The sequence below is a fragment of the Candidatus Hydrothermales bacterium genome, assembly GCA_039630235.1.
Lineage (GTDB): Bacteria > Hydrothermota > Hydrothermia > Hydrothermales > JAJRUZ01 > JBCNVI01.
On record JBCNVI010000001.1, the window covers coordinates 369431 to 388295 of the forward strand.

Here is an 18865-nt window from a genome sequence, read left to right on the forward strand (position 1 = left end):
ACCCCTTATTAATTTTATCTAAATTTTCCCTGCTCTAATTTATTAAATAAAAATTTTTACAAATTCAAAATTTATATTTGATTTAAAATAGTTTTTTAAAAGAAAACTATCTTCTCTTTTTTGGCTCCTTTTCTTCCTTTTATTTCAACAAAATATATACCAGGTTTTATCCCGTAATCTCTCAATTCAAACTCTAAACTATATAAACCTTTTTCAAAATGGAATCTATTCATCAATCTTTGTACCTTCTTTCCTCCTGCATCATATAAATTAATCTCTATTTCATCAGGATAAAGCATTGTAAAGAAAACTCTAAGCTTTGAACCTGTAACATTTGCATTAAACTTAACAAAATTAACTTTAAAATCATATCTTATTTTTAAAGGACCGTAGTAATAAACTCCCTCAGAAGTCTCAGCTATTGCCTTATATTCATACTCTTTACCCTCCTCAACATTCCTATCAATATATCTAAAGGGCGTCTTCAAGAAGCGATTTTCAGAAATAAGTTTAAAATCCTCTCCATCTTTTTTGTATAATAAGAACCTATTAACAATACCTCCATAATGAAAGGTTATTAAAATACCTTCAGAAACTGAAGACAAAGCAAAGAAACTCTCCACAGAAGAAAGCTTTTGAATTTGACCAACATTTCCTGTTACAACCAAAGCAAAAGGATATTTAGTTCCTGCAGGTTTCGGCTGCACTACTCTATAAGCCCTTACAACAATCCTCCATTCACCCACAGCTGGATTCTGAAGCCTAAAAAGTTCCCATAAATTCAATCTATCAAAAGAACCTCCAGGAGTAGACCATCCTCCTGAAGTGACATTTCCCCTATATATAGTGCCAGTAGGACTTATAACTTTTAAATCAAGATCATTGACAATAACAGGATAGGTATTTGCACTTCCAGGGTAATCAATCCATGAAAGAACTATAATTAATGGGAAACCACTTCCCAAGACATTCAATCTATACACAATAGAATCACCTGTCGTAAACTGATTATCACCTGGAGGTAAGTCACCGTCAACAAATAAAAGTTTTCTTGATTCACCAAACCATAAGGCATCTTCAAGTGTTATCCTTCCTGCACCTTCATAAATGTTTGGAACACCTGAATTACCGCTTCCTTCGTCATCATCAATATCATACAGCATATCTCTTGCAGATGCTACAAGGACAGCTCGTACTAAAGCAGATGAGGGATTATGAGAAGGTGCAGAGTTTCTTGTCCCGTTTCCGTAAAAACCTTCCTTAAAATACTGTATAACTAAGGCAGCTGCCCCTGCTGCTGTTGGTGTAGCCATTGATGTTCCTGAGTATGCAATGACAGCACACGCAGTTCCATTATCGGCCGAGTTTACATCTTCTCCAGGTGCTGTTATATCTGTGCCCAAACGATTATCTCCAAGGTTATTAGGTGCTCCATAGGAACTCCAAGTTGTCTTATATTCCTGATTGGGTGCTCTCCTTGTTGCAACTACTGTTACATCATTTTTTGCAGTAGCTGGTCGAGAAATTCTTCTTCCATTTCCACAACTTAAAGGTGGAACACAATCACCGCTATTTCCAGCAGCAAAAAAGACATTCATATCAATGTAATTCCAAACAAAATTGTCAATATCAATTGCTTCCCCCTCATAACCACCTGCTGAGCAACGAGTTAGAATCATATTGCAAACGTAACCCCAAGAGTTTGTATGAATCCTTGCACCTTCATTATAAGCGTCGCGCAATGCAGTATAAAAACCAGGAGGATTTGCTCCTATAGGCTCTTGAGAAACAAGACGGGCTTTATAAGCCATTCCCCTGTACTGTAAATTTGAAGTTTGTTGATCAGTTCCGCCACAGGCAGAACCAGCTGTATGAGTTCCATGATCACCATTTGCAAAACCTCCCCCATCATAATCAAAAAGCCTAACCACCTTCTTTAGGCCCCCTACAGTTCCCCTAAAAAAACAATGATTTGTATCGAGCCCATTATCCATATGCCCTATAATAACATTCTGACCACGTATTCCCCTTGCCCATATTGAGGTATCTACACTTACATTTGTTTGAATAACCCATCTTGAAGCATCATTAAATGTAGTTTTATCATACTCTCTACCAATCACATAGACACCTGGGTGATTTGCAATTTCTGAGAGTTTAAAAGGTTCTATTTTTAAACCAAAGGAACAGAGGTGCCTTTCTTCTTCAGTTTTCCTATAACCAACATATTCTATCTCTGCCCCAAGGTTTTTCGCCAAAGAAACAACTTCATCAAGATAGGATACATCAAAAACATGAACGTAAAATCTGTGCTTAATGTCCTTTTCTCTAATATATAAATCAAAAGCTTCACCTGTAAACTTATAAATGGGTTTATAAAGAGAAACCCATCTTACATTCCTAATCAGTGATAGCTCCTTTATCTTTTCTTGGGGTTCCTTTGAATCAATTTTAACAATAAAGGTGTTTTCATGAACGTACCATGGAGTAAACTCTATTTTATAAAGTGAGGAGAGAGCCTCTCTTTCCTGTGGAAGAGGTATCTCTTTGAATTGAATTAAGATGTAGTTTACGCCTTCCCTATAGGAACCTTCAAGTTCTGGAAAAACTTTAGGAATTTCATCTTTAAGGGGATCAAAACTTATAGTATGAAAGTTAATTTTTAAATCGGAGATAAGAAAAAAGAAAATCAAAAATTTCATTTTTCCCCTTTAATAATTATAAGTTATCTCATTGCTTAAATCAGTATTCTTACTTTATTCTTTTAAGGATGAAAATAATAATTTTAATTTTTTCCTTTATGACCTTTGACTATGTGCGTATCTCTTATACAGGAGTTGAGGCTCTTCAGAAAGATAATCACTTTTTTAAAAGCTTTGAAACCTCAAAGATATTTTTTAGACCTATATTTAATGAAAACCTTAATGATAAATTCCTTTTAGCAAGTGGCTATACATCCTACTTTCTAGATATCTATACAGTTTATCTATCTTTAAGTTTTAAGAAATTACCTATAGCGCTTTTTTCATTTAATGCAGGTAAATTTGAGGAAACTGATACAAGTGGATTTAAAACTGGCAGAGTAATTACTCCCACTCACTTAGGTTTTATTATAGGAGCGCCTTTTGTTCCACAAAAAAAACTCTTTGATTTAGAAAAGGGATTAAGTTTAAAAATTTTTTATGTTAAATTAAAAGAGTTTTCGTCATTCGCCTTTGCCTTAGATTTCTCTATACTAAAAGCCTTTTATTTTAACAACTTACCTTTTAAGGCTTCTCTTGATTTAAGAAATATTGGTATTCCCACAAACAGAAAGGCAAGCTCCTTACCGTATGAACTCTCTTTTTCACTTTCAAGTGAACTTAAAAACAAAATAAAAAGCTTTATACCGTCACTTGGATTTTCCGTTGAAAAAAATCTATTTTCCTATAGGATTTCTTCTCTTTTGGAATTAAACAGATTCATAAGTTTAGCTATGAACTTTGATTCAAGAAGAAGAGAAACAGCAGAATCAGAGGGACTTCACCGCGTTGTTACAGGTTTTGGATTAGGTATTTTCTTAAAAGTTAAAAAAGTCTCAACTTTTTACTCCTTTATACCTTCAGGTATTTTTCAAGATCTTCACAAAGTTGATCTACAAATTAGTTTTTAGTCTTTTTTTAAGTTTACTTATAGCACTTTTTCTTTACCACAAAGAAAAAAAGGCAAAAAAATTAATTTTTTTAAGAACTCTTTCACTTTTTTTTCTTTTCCTCTTCTTACAAAATTTCTCAATAAAGGTAAAGGAAAGAACAGAAATTAAGCCTATGCTTTTCCTCGAAAGTAATCTAGAAGCTGAATTCTCTGAGAGAGTAAAAGACTTAGATTTTAACGTAGTAAAAATTGATAATGAAGATGACTTAATAAACTCGTTAAAAAATATTAGCAATTCAGAAATATTTTACTTAGGAAAATTTGACTATGAGAGAAAAAGGGAAATTTTAAACCTCTTGTCAAAAAACAATATAAAGTTCAATTACTTCTATTCTGAAAAATTTCAAGGTAAAGACTTTAAAATAAATCCACCCTATCTTATAAGAAAAGAAAACAAAGAGGGCTTTTTAATTGAGGGAAAAAACATAAAACTTGATATTTTTGAAAACAATATTAAAAAGAAAAGTATTAGAGTTGACGGAAATTATCTATACACTCCTGAATTTAGACCAAATACCACAAGAAAAATAACCTTTACTTCTAACGATATAGAAGAAAACCTCTATGTAACTGATCTTGACCTAGATACTAAAATAAAAATCACGTCCTCACAATATCACCCTATAGTTGGATTTTTAAACAGATTCTTCAAAAATCACTTAAATGCCAACATTGAAATTGAAATAAGCGGTAAGATTTATAACAAATTAGAAGGAGAACCAGACTTTTACGTAAGTATATTCAAAGAATTAAATGAAGATATAAAATCTATCTTAGTATTTTCACCGGACACAGTACTTGAAGGTGAATTTGAATTAGAATCGAATAAAGAGTTAGGCGTCGATAAAATAGAAATAAGGAGAAATTTAGAGGGTGACACGGTCTTATCTTTTTATTGTAATAAGAAAAAATTTCCTATTGTTTTGAAACATAGAGAAAGAATTTTACTTACAACTCCTGACCTATGGAAGATAAATCTTGCTACAGACGGAGATTTTGAAAAATTACTAATTGAGGTGATAAGGGAGAACTTCTTACCAAGCTTAAATCCTAAAATTGTTCCTCTTTTCTCAAATATAGAAAGAGAAGGAGAATTTAAACTATCATTTCTAATAAAAAAATTTGGAGAAATAAGTGATCTAATTGAGTTTAAATTAAATGAAAAAAGATTTTTCTTAAAAAAAGTAGCAGATAATATTTACGAGTCCTCACCGATCAAATTTAATGAGGGGAAATATAAGATAAATATCTTTAACAAAAGTTTCGATTTAATAGTAGCTGAAAGGGAAGTCAGAAAAAGGTATTACGACATTTCCCTTCTTGAGACAGCTAGGGAAATAACAGGGGGAGAAAAAATCAATTTAGAGGACAATTTATATGAAAAATTAAAGAGAAAAAATTTAGAAAAGATAGGTGAGAAAGAAATTTTCTTACTAGAAAGCCCATTTTTTCTTTTTATATTCATAGCGCTTTATTCTTTAGAAATTTATCTTAGAAAAAGGGGAGGCCTTTTATAATGCCCTTTGTTCTTAGATATAAAAAAAGCTTCAGAGCAAAACATCACCTTCTATCCTATAAGGGATCTCCTGAAAACCCTCACTACCATACTTATACACTCATTGTTTCCATTGATGCAGGTGAAAGAAATAAAGAGGGATATACAATTGACTTTATGGATATAAAAAACTTAATAGATAAACTTATTCCTTATGAAGATGAAGATTTAAATTTAAAATATCCCTTTTCAACATCTACTGAAAACTTAGCAGAATACTTCTTTGAAGAAATAAGTAAGATTTTTCCAGTAAAAGAAGTTGAACTTTGGCAAGATGAAAACTTTTGTGTAATTTATAGAAAATGAAAATCTTTCTATTTTTAGTATTTTCTTGGGAACAAAAAGTTAATTATAAAATAGATTTAGAACTTGACACCCTTACTCAAATACTTATGGGTCACCAAAAAATTACATATAAAAACTTCTCTCCCGATACATTAAGAGGACTTTATCTTTATCTCTATACAAATGGTTTAAAAAATTTCGATACAGAAGCCACAGAAGTTCTTTTTAAAAACTGTCTTTTTTCTTTTTCAAAAATATTTGGAAAATTTATAGAAGATGCCTTTATAGAGATTGACTCAATAAAAATAAGAAACCAGAAAGTCAACTTTAAAATAGACGAAACAGTCTTATGGGTACCGCTCCTTGAAAAATTAAAACCTGAAGATTCATTAAATCTTTTAATATTTTTTAGAACAAAAGTTCCAAAAATTTTAAAGTTTAGGGCTGGAAGAAATTCTAAACACTATGATTTTGGACAATTTTTTCCTGTTTTATGTGTATATGACAAAAAAGGTTGGCACAATAGAAAATGGGACTTTTTCTCCGAATTTTATCACAACTTTTCAAACTTTTATGTAAAAGTAAAATTACCAGGTAACTACATAGTTGCAGGAGTAGGAGAATGTTTATCAAAAAACGACACCTTGGTAACCCAGGAGGAAAAGGAAGTAATCTTTAAGGCAGATAATGTAGTTGACTTCTTTTTCTCATGTAGTCCCCTATTTTTATTTCAGGATACTTTGATAGATAGTACGCATATAATAAGTTTTTATAAAAAAGAAAACAAAGCTTATAAAGACTCTTTCTTAATAAGAACAGTTAGGGCCTATGCTTTTTTAAAAGAATTATTCGGAGAGTACCCATATAAGTGGTTAAAGGCTGTTGATGGATTAATAGAAGGTGGTATGGAGTATCCAGGAGTTATTCTGTGTGGTGATGATGATTTTTCCTTAATACTTCATGAGGTGGCTCACACATATTTTATGGGGGCCTTAGCAAATAACCAAGCAGATGAGGCTTGGCTCGATGAAGGAGGTGCTACCTTTATTACAGATTTTTATGAATTTAAAAAAGAAAAGAATCTAGGGATCTTTTATAAAAATTCAAAACAAATAACCGAGATCATAAGGGAAGGGTCTGATGATACTCTTTTACTCCCTGCTCATGCTTTCAAAAATTATTACTTTACTGTTTATTCAAAGGGATCACATATATACGCAATGCTTTTAAACATAATGGGAGAGGAGAAATTTAAAGAGTTTTTAAGAGAATACTATAGAGATTTTAAATTTAAACATCCGGATACCGATAGTTTTTTTAATAAAGCTGAGAAAATATATGGAGAGACTCTGGAATATATCAAAAATTACTATGTTAAAAGTTTACCTGTTCCAGATTTTGGGATAAAAGAAGTTAAAAAAATTAAAGCTAAAGATAAATGGCTGAGTAAAATAAAAATAAAAAATTCAGGGAATACTTTTTATCCCCTTGATGTTTACGTTATAAACCAAAAAGATACAGTGAAATTTAAGTTAAAACCCTTTAAAAAAGACACTCTAATTGAAGTTTATACGGATTTTGAGCCTAAAAGATATGCTCTTGACCCCTATAATTTTTCTCTTGATATAAAAAGAATAGACAACTTTTATCCCACAAGATTTGAGAAAAAACTTTCACTGATACATAATCCTGAAGATGAGAGTCTATATTTAAATTATTTTCCGTTTGCATTTTATTCTCCAAAATCAGGGCTTTCTCCTGGAATTAACTATATTTTTTCCTATATCAGAAGATATCCGTACTTTGAAGGAGAAATATACTATTCTTCAAAAGAAAAGATCTTCTACTATAATATCAAATATTCTTTCTTTTTCCCCTATATCAAACCCGAGAATATAATCTACTTAAAATCTTTGGGTTTTGAGAAAAACTACTATTTTTGTGCAGGACTTGATAAGATCTTTAGAAAGCATTTAAAAGATCCAAAGAGTGCTTACTTTAATTTAGAGTTTGTATACAAAGACTCAAAAGTAGAAAGTAGATTTTTTGACAACGTAAATTATGGCGGATTTAAACTTGGAATTACTCTATTTCCGAAAACTGACCTATTTTCCAATAGACTCGGCATTTCTACAGAAATTTATCCACAAAAAGTATCAGGCGACCTAAGTTTTAGAAAAATCTTCTTCATCTATGAAAGTACTCTATCACCTTTCTCTGATGATGTAAATGAGCTTTTTCCCCTTAAACTTAAGTTTAATTTTTATTACGGAAAAATTGAGGGAAATTTTCCTAAACAGGAATATATTTCTAACTTCTCAAATTCTTTTTACGATATCTTAGACTTAAAGATTGAGAGAAACTTTATTCTTTCCGGTAACTATACTTTCGTAAATGAAGGCGTGTTTTTAAAGGGGTATAATCTCTTAAAATTTAAGAAGTTATTTTTATTTTCACTTGAAAAAAGCTTTAAACATATAGGCTTTTTTTATGAAAAAATTCTATGGGGCGAAGATAATCTTTGGAATTTTGGCCTAATTTTTAGAAAAGATTTTTACAAAAACAAAATACGGATCAACATATACCTACCCCTATACATTAATAACCCAAAGTTTAACAGTGAGAGAAGAAATTTTGATTTTAGACTAAAAATTAATTTAAAATTTTTCGATATAACTTAAGGTTCTAATCCGGTATTAAAAATCTTATAAAATGGACTTCGTAAAGGTTATTGAAAAAGTTTTGTATATAATCCAGCTTAAGGAAGAGGCGATAAAAGAGGTCTCTGAAAAAAGAGAAAATTTACCCTGGGCAATTTTAGTTGTGGTAATTGCTGGAATTGCAAGTGCAATAGGTTCACTTAAAATTATTCCTGGCATAATAACTTTGCCAATACTTGCAGTAATTTTATCTTTTATAGGTGTCGGAATTTTATGGGTAGTTGCAAGAATCTTAGGTGGAAAAGGAGAATATATTCCATACTATATACCAATAGCAATGACCTATATTTTACATTGGGTGTCAGTTATCCCAATTATTGGTGGCTTTCTTTCTACTCTTGCATCAATCTGGATGATCATTGTTGCAGTAAAAGTCACACAAACTGTTCATCAACTTGACCTTGCCAGAGCAATAATAGTAGTTCTTATTCCAATTGCTATAGCCTTTTTCCTTTCTATACTTATAGGAGCAGCAGCACTAACAGTCGCTGGCTTAAAAGGATTAGGACTTTTTTAAAGAAAAAATAAAAAATTTTCCCCTTAAAATTTAATAATAAATTACTAACAGAAAAAGAACTTTTAGTAAAATATTCATATGATGAGTCCCCCTTAAAAGGTAAAATACCTGAATTTGTTTTTATCCCTGAAAATGTAGAGGATGTTTCACAGTTTGTTAAATTTTGTTTTAGAAAGAACATATATATAACACCAAGAGGTGGGGGAACAGGTCTTTCAGGAGGTGCTGTTCCACTAAAAGGTGGTGTCATCTCCTTTGAAAAAATGAACAAGATCATAGATCTTGATCCTATTAACCAAACGATTACTCTTGAACCTGGGATAATCACAGGTGATATAAACAAAGTCCTTTTAAGCGAAAACCTATTTTATCCACCTGATCCTATGAGTCTTGACTCTTGCACAATAGGAGGAAACGTAGCAACAAACGCAGGTGGACCAAGGGCCTATAAGTACGGGGTTACATCAAATTACCTGATTGAACTTGAATGCGTGTTACCAAACGGAAACGTAGTTAACGTGGGGAGGGGAACGAAAAAGTGGAAAACAGGTTATAACCTTTTGAGTTTGCTCTGCTCATCCGAAGGCACTCTTGCCCTATTTACAAAAATAAAACTAAAACTAATACCAAGGCCAGAAAAAGAAGTACTAACAGTAATGAGTTTTCAGGAAAATGAAGATCTCTTTAATTTTGTTATAAAACTTATCAAAAATAAATTTTTTCCCTCTATAATTGAGTTCATGGATAAGGGATGCGTAAGACTTGTCAGAAAAAAGGTTAAACACATGTTTCCTGAGGAACACTCGTTGCTTTTTGTAGGATTTGATGGAGACGAAGAAGAAATTGAGAAGATCTTAGAAAAACTTTATGATTTTGCGGAGAAAGAGAAAATAGAAAGAATTTTTATAGGCGACGATAAAAGCTCTGTAGATAGAATTTGGGAGATTAGAAAAAAAATGTTTTATGAAACAGAAAAAGAGGGATTTAAGGTTCACTCAGAGGATATCTGTGTAACAATTAAAACAGCTCAAAACTTTATAAATGATGTGAAGAATTTATTTAAAAATTACTCGAAAGAACCTTACATATTTGGACATCTAGGAGACGGAAATATTCATATTAACTTGACATATAAAAAAGACGAAGAGAGATTGATAAGAAAAATTTCAGAGGAAATATGGGATCTTGCTATTAAAATTGGGGGTACAATAACAGCTGAACACGGGGTGGGATACCTGAAAAAAAAGGGATTTAGGAAAGAAACAGATCCAATTTTATATAAAATACAAAGGGAAATTAAAAGAACTTTTGATCCAAAGGGTATCTTGAATCCTGGAAAACTCTTTTAAAAAATAAAAGGGGGGCTTTCCGCCCCCCTTGATAAAAACTTACCTCAGAGATAGGACAACTAGACCCAACCCCTCAGAGTCATAGCCTCAACAACTCTTTTGACAGCAACAGTATAAGCTGCAACTCTTGGATCAACCTTATATTCCTGCATAGCATCCCAAACGGCGTTAAATGCTTTTGTCATCTTATTATCTAGCTTTGAATAAACCTCTTCTTCATCCCAATAAAGTCCAGTTATGTTTTGGACCCATTCAAAGTAGGAGACCGTAACACCACCACCGTTTGCAAGGAAATCAGGTAAAAATAGAATATTTTTCTTGTGAAGTATTTCGTCTGCTTCAGGTGTTACTGGACCATTGGCAAGCTCAAGAATTATCTTTGCCTTAATCCTATTTGCATTCTCACCTGTAATAACTTCCTCAAGAGCAGCAGGTATCAAAATATCCACATCAAGTTCAAGAAGCTCTTCATTTGTAATTTTTGTAGTATTTTTAAATCCAACAACTGACCCTGTTTTATTTTTATGTTCAAAAACTTCTTCAAAAACAAGTGGTTTTTTGTCCTTGGACAAAATCCCTCCCTTTGAGTCACTTACAGCAATTACCTTTGTTCCAAACATTTCCGTAATAAGCTTATGAGCAAAGTAACCTGCATTTCCGTAGCCTTGGATTGCACAAGTTGCATTTTTTAGATCGATTCCAAGTTTTTTAGCAGCTTCTCTTAGAACATACATTCCGCCCCTTGCAGTAGCATCAATTCTTCCAACGGAACCGCCAATTCTCAATGGTTTTCCTGTTATAACACCCGGAGTATTATACTGTCTTATTTTACTAAATTCATCCATCATCCAAGCCATAATCTGTGGATTTGTATAAACATCAGGAGCAGGAATATCCTTCTCTGGTCCTATAACTTGCGCAATTGCCCTTATATATCCTCTTGAAAGTTCTTCAAGTTCTCTTTCGGACATTTCCTTAGGATTACAAACGACACCGCCTTTACCTCCACCATAGGGCAGGTCCATAAGGGCTGTCTTCCAGGTCATCCAGGCAGCAAGTGCTCTAACAGTGTCTATAGTTTCTTCAGGGTGGAACCTTATACCACCTTTTGTTGGTCCAAGAGCATCGTTATATTGAACTCTATATCCCTTAAAAACCTTAACTGTGCCGTTATCCATCCTTACAGGTATAGTTACACTAATTTCTCTCATCGGCCATCTTAGCATCTCATGGACATGTGGTGCAAGTTTTAGCACTGCTGCGGCCTTATCAAGTTGTTCCTGTGCAACCTCAAAGGGATTTCTTTTTTCCATTTTTAACCTCCTAACTGTTTTTTAAATAAATTTTTATATGGGATTTTAACCCTTTTTCTTTTATACTGCTACTTTAATACTTTAAAATATTTACGTATAAAATATTATAAGGTTCGATCCCTATTAAAAGCAAGATGTAAATAAAAATGAAAGTAAAAGTATCACAGATTTTATTCTTATTGGCTGTTATAACGTTCATAATTGCTATAGTTTTAAAATTATCAGGTGGTGAATTTCCCCATCTTTTTAAACCCTACACTTATATAAAGGGTACCTGGACATTACTTTTATTTTCTCTCACCTATCATTTGATTTTTGAAAAGGAGAAATAAATAAAAAATTTAATTTAAAATATATAAAGTGACGAGGGATACTTTAATTTTAGGGGTGGAGGAGTATGTTGCTCTACAAAAGTTACTAGATGATTTTACTTATAGAGCAAATACATACTCTTCAATGTTTTCTACACTTTCAGGTCAACTACTTGTCTCCTCCGGTTTTAAAACTCCCTTTAATCTCCTTGCAATTTCAGCACTCCTTGCAGGAATCTTTCAAAGCACAAGAGAACTCGCAAGACTGATAGGAGAAAAAAATTTTCTTACTTTTTTTCAAGAAGGAGACAGTTGGAACATATATTACACACTAGTAGGGGAAGACTTTTTACTTACAACCTTTTTTGATGATAGAACAATACTTGGAATAGTTGAAGTACAGGCAAAAAAACTAAGTAAAAGGATACTTGAAATTCTAAGAAGATGAGTCTTCTTAACCCAAGATTCACCTTTAAGAATTTAATCGAGTATAAGGGAAACAGAATGGCAAAGAGAGCCCTAGAAGCGATAATTGAAGAACCTTTGCTTTTTAATCCCATTTTTTTGTGCTCCGCACCCGGCATGGGTAAAACCCATCTTATTACAGCTCTTGCCCATAAGTTAAGAGAAAAAAACATAAAAGAACTGTTTTTAACACCAAAAGAATTTGAGAGAGATTACGAAAAAATTTACGAATTTAAAAAGGGCTTTCTCATCATTGATAATTTTGAAACTTTTCCTAAAATAAAAAATGAAATAATAGAGGACTTTTCAAAAAATATAGATGTAATTATTGCTAATGAAATTCAAATAGTACTGTCATCTTCATTATCATTAGATGAACTAAAAGGCCTAAAGGAAGAATTAATATCAAGGATAAAAGGTGGACTTGTAATTGAAATTTTACCACCAGATGAAGAGGACATAAAACTTCTAATTAAAGAAAAACTCTCAAAAAGAGGAGTTTTAATAGAAGAAAAATTCATAAATCTTATATCAAAAAAGGGTTATAAAAATATAAGAGAAATTGAGGGAGATATAAATAGGATCTTTTTAAGATTCATCTCAAAAGAAAAAATTGAAGAAAAAGATATTGAAGAAATAACCGGAATATCTTTACCAATTCTCTTTTTTTCAGATATAATACCAGAAATAGAAAAGAGTTTAGAAAAATTTGAAAAAATTGCGAGAGAGGAAGAAGCTTTAAAAACAGCACTAAAGGAGAAAATATATATATGGGAAATGAAAGGTTATAAAACAGATAGACTCAAAAAATTGGTAGATATAAAGGACATTGAAAGCATAAAAAGGGAGTATAGAAGATTTGTAAGTGATATTATGAAATTAATTGAATTTCAAAAAATTTATGGAGAAATAGGTGAACAAGATCCGGAAATTGAAAAGGCTCTTTTTGATCCAGATAGAATTGAAGAAGTGGAAAAATTCATAGAAGAAAAGAGAACTCATCTAAGAAAAAGAGAAGTGCCGCAGAAATTGAGAGAAACAGAATTTAAAATTATAGAGTCAGATTATAATAGGGATGTTCTAGAAAATATAAGAAAACAGGCAACTCAAGGAGAGCCCTCACTAATTTTTGTCTTTTCACCTGGTAAAAGGGGACTTTCAACACACCTTCTTTATGCCTATGAAATTAACCCTGAACCTAAAAGAGTACTTTTTAACTCTAGCGATTTAACCGATCTTTTTTTTGAAAATCAAAGTAAATTAAATAAAGTCTTTGAAGATTTTAACTTTATAATTATAGACGATGCTGAAATCTTCTTTGATGTAGAAGATTTAAGAGATAAATTAATTCCGATAATATTAAAAGAAAAGAATAGAGGAAAAAGGTTTTTAATAGGAGTTAAAAAAGAAATGAAAGAAATTTTTCTTCCCCCTGAGTTTAAAAATCTTTTTAAAGTGGCAAAAGTTACCTTCATTGAAAAGCCAGATAATAAAATCTTACTCGAGTTTTTAAACCAAAAACTAAAAAATAAGGGCTTAGAAATCGATGAGAACCTAAAAAAAGAGATATTAAATAGAGATTTTTTTGACCTAAAAGAATTTGAAGAGCATTTTGAAGAATTTTTAAAAGAACTTGAAAAAGTTAGGGAAACAGAAAGTCTTGCAGGATATTTAACTGAGGTTGAAGGGGAAAGTAGGAAAATAATCTTTGATATTGAAATACTAGAGGAAAGAATTTTTGAGGATTATCCATGAGAGGTTCACTTAGGGAAATTCCATTTTCAGACGTTGTCCAGTTAATGGTTATGGGTAAAAAAACTGGTAGACTTTCAGTAACTAACGGAGAAGATTTTCTAGAAATCTATTTTAAGGGTGGAATAATAATATTTGGGAAAATGATAAATAGAAAAGAAAAAGTTGGAGAAATTCTTCTATCTAAGGGTGTAATTAACGAAGAAACTTATAAAAAAGCTGAAAATTTAATTGAAAAGGGAGCACCAAACTTTGGATCAGCACTAATTGAGCTTGGAATTTCTGAAGATGAAATTAAGAAAGTTTATGAAGAAGAAATAAAAAAATTTGTCTCGGAAGCGATTTCTTGGTCAGACGGATATTTTAACTTTGAACAAGATGAATTTCCAAAGGAAAGACCAATAATATCTCTTGATCCTTCTTATTTACTTATAGAGTCTGCAAAAACCTTCGACGAATGGAAAAAAGTTCAAGAACTAATTCCTTCAATTGATGAAATTTGTATCTTGAAAGATAAAACATATAAGCCCGTTGATGAGAAAGAAAAAATAATAATTGAATTTGTAGACGGAGAAAAAACCGTAAGGGAAGTATTCGAGAAAGCTGGAAAAAACCTCTTTGAGCTTGCTGAGACTTTTAAGAATCTCCTTTTAAAGGGAGTAATAGACACAATCCCAAAGAAAAAAAGGGATGAAGAAGTATCTAAAACAAAAATTTTAGAACATATTAATTTAGGTTATGCCTTTTTAAAAACTGGATTATTTGAAGAAGCAGAGAGGGAATTTAGAAGATTAAATGAGATTATTCCTGACAAAGCAGATAGTTTCTTTTATCTAGGGCTTCTATCAATTTACAAAAAAGAATTTCAAAAGGCAATAGAGTTTTTAAAAGAAGCCCTAAAAAGAGACCCAACTAATCCCAAAATTATGAACAACCTCTTTTTCATATATATTGAAACAAATAATCTTAAAGAAGCGGAAAAAATTTTAGAGGAAATTGACAAGCTCAAATTCGAAGACGAGAGATTTTTGTTAAATAAAGCAATTTATTTTGACAAAATAAATGAAAAAATAAAATCAGAAGAAATAATTAAAACTTTAATGAAAGAAAGATCCTTTCTTAAAACCCCTTATATCATGTTAGCACAGAAATTATACAATGAAAAAAAGTATCTCCAAGTAATTGAAATACTCTCAATCTTAAAGGGCTATGATCCCAAAAATCCTGAGGTAAATTATGGTTTAGGGATATCATACAGAGCTTTAAAAAAGTTTAAAGAAGCTGAAGATTACTTAAGAAACGCAATTAAATTATCCCCGTCTAACGTAAAGTATAAACTCGCATTAGCTGACTTATTGTATGAAAGGGGAAGACACGATGAGAGTAAGACCCTCTACACACAGATACTATCAATTGATAAACAGAACAAGGAGGCTCTTTTAAGATTAGGTAATATTTATCTGAAAGAAGGAAAAAACAAAATTGCATTAAAATACTTTGAAGATTTATTAAAGATTGATCCAGAAAATAAAGTAGCAAAAAGAAACTTAGAAATTTTAAGAAAAGCTGTAAATGTATAACTTAAAGCAGGTAAAAGAACTAATCTTTGAAAAAACGGGCATTGATCTTTCTTATTACAGAGATAACTATCTTGAAAGAAGATTAAGAGTAAGAATGAGAAAAAATAATCTTAATGACATTAGCCTTTATATAGAAAAGCTCGAAAATGATGAAGAAGAAAGAAAGAAATTCATTAATGAAATAGGAATAAATGTATCTTATTTTTTCAGAAATAAAAGTACATATGACCAAATAAAAAGTTTAGTTTTGCCTGATTTAAAAATGAGAGGAAAAATATACATATGGAGTGCTGGTTGTGCTTCAGGTGAAGAACCATACTCTGTGGCAATTCTTATGAAAGAGGAAGGTATCGAAGGCTATAAAATTTATGCAACAGATATTGATAATGAAGCACTCGAAAAGGCAAAAATGGGAATATACGAACCAGATAAATTGATCGAAACTCCAGGGGAGCTGATAAAAAAATACTTTGAAAAAATTAATAATAAATTCAAAATTTCTGAGGAACTTAAAAAAAACATAAATTTCTTTTTTCATGACATAACAAAAAAACCGCCACTTACAAATTTTGATCTTGTTTTATGTAGAAACGTAATAATTTATTTTGTAAAAGAAAAACAGAAACTGGTTTTTGAAAATCTATATTTAAGCTTAAAAAAGAACGGCTTTTTAATTCTAGGGAAAACTGAATTCCTTCCTTTTGAATTTCTTGATAGATTTGAGTATGTATCTAAAGTTGAGAGAATACTTAGGAAAATATGAAAGAAGAGAAAATATTTGTAAATGTCCTAGAAACAGACTATGAAAATAGTTTCTCACTCAGTTACCCAAATTGGAGATTTAAATTTGAAAAAGTACTTGAGGAAATTGAAAAGGGAAACATAAGATATATACACACTGGTGCAAGTGCCTCTTTTTTCTTAAGATTTTATAAAGAAAATAGCTCTGAAGAATTAAAACTAAACTTACTTCTTAGACTTAAAAAAATCGGAATTAACCCTTTTTATTATTTTATCCCTCCAAATCTTCTTGAAGCTCACTCACTTATAAAAAATTTAAAGATAGTTTATGATGAATTAAAAGAAAGTTTTTCAGGAGAAAAAGTACTTTATTTGCCAATAATCAGTAAATTACCAAGTGGACTTTTTTACCTTTTAAAAGGCTTTGATATTGACCTTTTAGTATCAAAAATTCCACTTAAAAAACACTTTGTTATAACAAAAGATTTTGAAAATGAAATAAAAATAATGAATGTTTCCTGTGACTCAAAAAATGTATTTATAGAGCCCTATCCTCAAAAAGATGAAATAAAAAACAGTCTTTTCTCACTTGAGGAAATAACCTCAACTATACCAGAAAAAGGTGACTTTTTTGAGTTTAATTCAGATATAAAAGTTAAAAAAAATTACCCCTATTTCAAAAAACTTGAGGATTTAATTTTTAAATGCGGTGTCTTAAACACAATTTTAAATGTTTATAAAGTGATTCCCTCAGACTACTTTATCAAGGAAAAAAACAAAAACTTTCTAAAACTTTTTAATTCAGACAACACTGAACTAATAAAGGAAGAAATTAAGGAATTAAAAATATATATTAAAACTGTTACAGAGGATTTTATTGAGGAAAAAGAGGGATATTTAATTTTTAATGTTTTACCCTTTAAAAGAGAATACTATAGGATAATAAAAAATAAGCTATTCAGAGCTGAGGTAGAAAGTCTCAGTTTTTCAGAGCTTAAAGAAGAAAAATCAGTATTTCAAGAGGTAGACTTTAAAATTTATGAAAGGGGCAACCTAAAATTTTACGATCTTTACATTTATCCAAAGTTAATTGGAGAAAAAGGTGAAATAAAAGGTGGAATATATGAAGAAGAATTATTTAAGGAAAACTTTATTAAAACAAATTCTAAAATAAAGTGGGATAAAAAAATTTTCTTATTTTCAACCTCTTTTTTACCACACGATGAAAGTCTTAAACTAAAGGGAAAACTAATTAATATAAATAGATGTGAAATTTTAATTTATAGTGAAAAAAATTTTAAAGTTTATACTTTCGCTCCCTTTGTTAAAGAAGAAATAACTACAAAAAAAATTTATTCAGGATATTTAATTATAGAAGGTGAAAAAACCTACTTCCTTAAAACAATACCTGGAACAATTTTAGAAAGAAAAAACGGAATTATAAAATTAGTTTTTGATAAAAATGTTGAGTTAGAAATTAAGAAAATTTCAGAATTTACAGTTAAAGAATTTTTGAAATTCAAATATAAACCAATTTTATTTAAGGGAAAACTCAAAAAAAAACTAAATCCACTCTTTGAAATAAAAAATGATAATGTAAACTTTCTTTCTCTTGATTTAAATGAAAATACTCTTTTTATTTATTTATACTCGCAAGATAATGAAAGTATAAAGCTACTGTTTAAGGAAAAAACTGGTGAAGCCTTTTTATTTGATCTAAAAGCAAAAAGGAAACTTGACAAATTAGTAATTAAAGAAAGATGGGTTATAACTCCTTCTCAAAGGGGTCTATTTTGTATTGGTATTGATATTACTAAGATGCCTCTTTATATTTTTTAATGGTAAAAGATACTATTCTCCTTTTTTATATGAATTTTCTAATTTCAATAGGACCTAGAGTTCCAGGTTCAGAAGGTCATAAGAAGTTAAGGGAATTCTTATATAAGGAATTCAAAAATATGGGTTACCTTTGTAAAGTTGATTCTTTCATCGAAGATAACTTTAAGTTTTATAATTTGATTTTTAAAAAGGGCAAAAATAACTTCATACTCCTTGGAACCCACTATGACACAAAGGAGGGCATTGAAGGAGCAAATGACTCCGGTTCAGGAGTAATTTTACTTTTATACTTAGCAAAAAAACTTAGAGATTTAGATAAAAACTTACTTTTTGTATTCTTTGATGGAGAAGATTTTGGAGAAACACCACCACTTTATGGATCAAGACACTTTGCTAAAAAAAATTATGATATAAAATGGGGTATTGTCTTTGACATGATTGGAGACAAAAATCTTGAAATTTTTATGGAAGGATACTCCCTAAAGTATGCTCCTTTTATAACAGATTCAATTTTCAGTTACGCTGAAAAAAGAAAAATAAATTTCTTTCATAAAAAATTAAAGTATTATATTATAGATGATCACTTGCCTTTACTTGAAGCAAACAAAAAGGTTATTCTTCTTATTGATTTTGATTATCCTTACTGGCATACACTTGAGGATACCTGGGATAAAATAAGTTTAGAAAACATAGAAAAACTTGGTAACTTTATTGTAGATTATTTGAAAACAAAGTGAAAGTAAAT

At 30.6% G+C, this 18865-nt stretch carries 15 protein-coding genes; 13 read left to right on the plus strand and 2 right to left on the minus strand.

What is annotated here, in order from left to right; translation table 11 throughout:
- Positions 1-95: 95 nt before the first annotated feature.
- A complete protein-coding gene (locus ABDH49_01770) occupies positions 96-2702 on the minus strand; it encodes a S8 family serine peptidase (GenBank protein ID MEN3045705.1) in 2607 nt (868 codons plus the stop codon).
- Between the two features lie 68 nt (positions 2703-2770).
- Here ABDH49_01770 and ABDH49_01775 point away from each other — a divergent pair, with 68 nt between their 5' ends.
- The 6 genes from ABDH49_01775 (at position 2771) to ABDH49_01800 (ending at position 10119) form a co-directional block, all read left to right on the plus strand.
- Complete coding sequence (locus ABDH49_01775; protein MEN3045706.1) at positions 2771-3652, plus strand: hypothetical protein; 882 nt, start codon at positions 2771-2773, stop codon at positions 3650-3652.
- Entirely contained in the window at positions 3630-5210 is a 1581-nt protein-coding gene (locus ABDH49_01780) for a hypothetical protein (GenBank protein MEN3045707.1), read from the plus strand. The genes ABDH49_01775 and ABDH49_01780 overlap by 23 nt, the downstream gene beginning before the upstream one ends.
- Positions 5210-5554: a 6-carboxytetrahydropterin synthase gene (locus tag ABDH49_01785; protein ID MEN3045708.1), complete on the plus strand. Its 345-nt coding sequence runs from the start codon at positions 5210-5212 to the stop codon at positions 5552-5554. The genes ABDH49_01780 and ABDH49_01785 overlap by 1 nt, the downstream gene beginning before the upstream one ends.
- On the plus strand, positions 5551-8214 hold the full coding sequence (locus tag ABDH49_01790) for a M1 family metallopeptidase (protein ID MEN3045709.1): 2664 nt from the start codon (positions 5551-5553) through the stop codon (positions 8212-8214). Before ABDH49_01785 ends, ABDH49_01790 begins: the two co-directional genes overlap by 4 nt.
- A gap of 31 nt (positions 8215-8245) precedes the next feature.
- Positions 8246-8770: a YIP1 family protein gene (locus tag ABDH49_01795; protein ID MEN3045710.1), complete on the plus strand. Its 525-nt coding sequence runs from the start codon at positions 8246-8248 to the stop codon at positions 8768-8770.
- 104 nt (positions 8771-8874) lie between these two features.
- Entirely contained in the window at positions 8875-10119 is a 1245-nt protein-coding gene (locus ABDH49_01800) for an FAD-linked oxidase C-terminal domain-containing protein (protein MEN3045711.1), read from the plus strand.
- 59 nt (positions 10120-10178) lie between these two features.
- On the opposite strand, the gene ABDH49_01805 is transcribed toward ABDH49_01800, so the two are convergent.
- Positions 10179-11432: a Glu/Leu/Phe/Val dehydrogenase gene (locus ABDH49_01805; protein MEN3045712.1), complete on the minus strand. Its 1254-nt coding sequence runs from the start codon at positions 11430-11432 to the stop codon at positions 10179-10181.
- Between the two features lie 146 nt (positions 11433-11578).
- Between ABDH49_01805 and ABDH49_01810 the strand changes: the two genes are divergently transcribed.
- Genes ABDH49_01810 through ABDH49_01840 form a run of 7 tightly spaced genes read left to right on the plus strand, consistent with a single transcriptional unit; the run spans position 11579 to position 18857 of the window.
- Positions 11579-11764, plus strand: a complete 186-nt coding sequence (locus tag ABDH49_01810) for a hypothetical protein (protein ID MEN3045713.1) — start codon at positions 11579-11581, stop codon at positions 11762-11764.
- Between the two features lie 28 nt (positions 11765-11792).
- Positions 11793-12191 carry a hypothetical protein gene (locus ABDH49_01815; protein MEN3045714.1) on the plus strand — a complete coding sequence of 133 codons (399 nt, stop codon included), beginning with the start codon at positions 11793-11795 and terminating at the stop codon, positions 12189-12191.
- Positions 12188-13963, plus strand: a complete 1776-nt coding sequence (locus ABDH49_01820; protein MEN3045715.1) for a DnaA/Hda family protein — start codon at positions 12188-12190, stop codon at positions 13961-13963. The genes ABDH49_01815 and ABDH49_01820 overlap by 4 nt, the downstream gene beginning before the upstream one ends.
- Entirely contained in the window at positions 13960-15540 is a 1581-nt protein-coding gene (locus tag ABDH49_01825) for a tetratricopeptide repeat protein (GenBank protein MEN3045716.1), read from the plus strand. The genes ABDH49_01820 and ABDH49_01825 overlap by 4 nt, the downstream gene beginning before the upstream one ends.
- A complete protein-coding gene (locus tag ABDH49_01830) occupies positions 15533-16303 on the plus strand; it encodes a protein-glutamate O-methyltransferase CheR (GenBank protein MEN3045717.1) in 771 nt (256 codons plus the stop codon). The genes ABDH49_01825 and ABDH49_01830 overlap by 8 nt, the downstream gene beginning before the upstream one ends.
- Positions 16300-18120, plus strand: coding sequence for a hypothetical protein (locus ABDH49_01835; protein MEN3045718.1), 1821 nt, complete (start codon positions 16300-16302; stop codon positions 18118-18120). The genes ABDH49_01830 and ABDH49_01835 overlap by 4 nt, the downstream gene beginning before the upstream one ends.
- Positions 18120-18857, plus strand: coding sequence for a M28 family peptidase (locus ABDH49_01840; GenBank protein ID MEN3045719.1), 738 nt, complete (start codon positions 18120-18122; stop codon positions 18855-18857). Before ABDH49_01835 ends, ABDH49_01840 begins: the two co-directional genes overlap by 1 nt.
- Positions 18858-18865 lie beyond the last annotated feature (8 nt).

What these genes read in the sequence shown, in the direction of transcription:
- ABDH49_01825 (MEN3045716.1), top strand. Translation starts at nt 13,960, where the DNA reads ATGAGAGGTTCACTTAGGGAAATTCCATTTTCAGACGTTGTCCAGTTA.
- ABDH49_01835 (MEN3045718.1), top strand. Translation starts at nt 16,300, where the DNA reads ATGAAAGAAGAGAAAATATTTGTAAATGTCCTAGAAACAGACTATGAA.
- ABDH49_01795 (MEN3045710.1), top strand. Translation starts at nt 8,246, where the DNA reads ATGGACTTCGTAAAGGTTATTGAAAAAGTTTTGTATATAATCCAGCTT.
- ABDH49_01820 (MEN3045715.1), top strand. Translation starts at nt 12,188, where the DNA reads ATGAGTCTTCTTAACCCAAGATTCACCTTTAAGAATTTAATCGAGTAT.
- ABDH49_01840 (MEN3045719.1), top strand. Translation starts at nt 18,120, where the DNA reads ATGGTAAAAGATACTATTCTCCTTTTTTATATGAATTTTCTAATTTCA.
- ABDH49_01790 (MEN3045709.1), top strand. Translation starts at nt 5,551, where the DNA reads ATGAAAATCTTTCTATTTTTAGTATTTTCTTGGGAACAAAAAGTTAAT.
- ABDH49_01775 (MEN3045706.1), top strand. Translation starts at nt 2,771, where the DNA reads ATGAAAATAATAATTTTAATTTTTTCCTTTATGACCTTTGACTATGTG.
- ABDH49_01805 (MEN3045712.1), bottom strand. Translation starts at nt 11,432, where the DNA reads ATGGAAAAAAGAAATCCCTTTGAGGTTGCACAGGAACAACTTGATAAG.
- ABDH49_01770 (MEN3045705.1), bottom strand. Translation starts at nt 2,702, where the DNA reads ATGAAATTTTTGATTTTCTTTTTTCTTATCTCCGATTTAAAAATTAAC.
- ABDH49_01810 (MEN3045713.1), top strand. Translation starts at nt 11,579, where the DNA reads ATGAAAGTAAAAGTATCACAGATTTTATTCTTATTGGCTGTTATAACG.
- ABDH49_01785 (MEN3045708.1), top strand. Translation starts at nt 5,210, where the DNA reads ATGCCCTTTGTTCTTAGATATAAAAAAAGCTTCAGAGCAAAACATCAC.
- ABDH49_01830 (MEN3045717.1), top strand. Translation starts at nt 15,533, where the DNA reads ATGTATAACTTAAAGCAGGTAAAAGAACTAATCTTTGAAAAAACGGGC.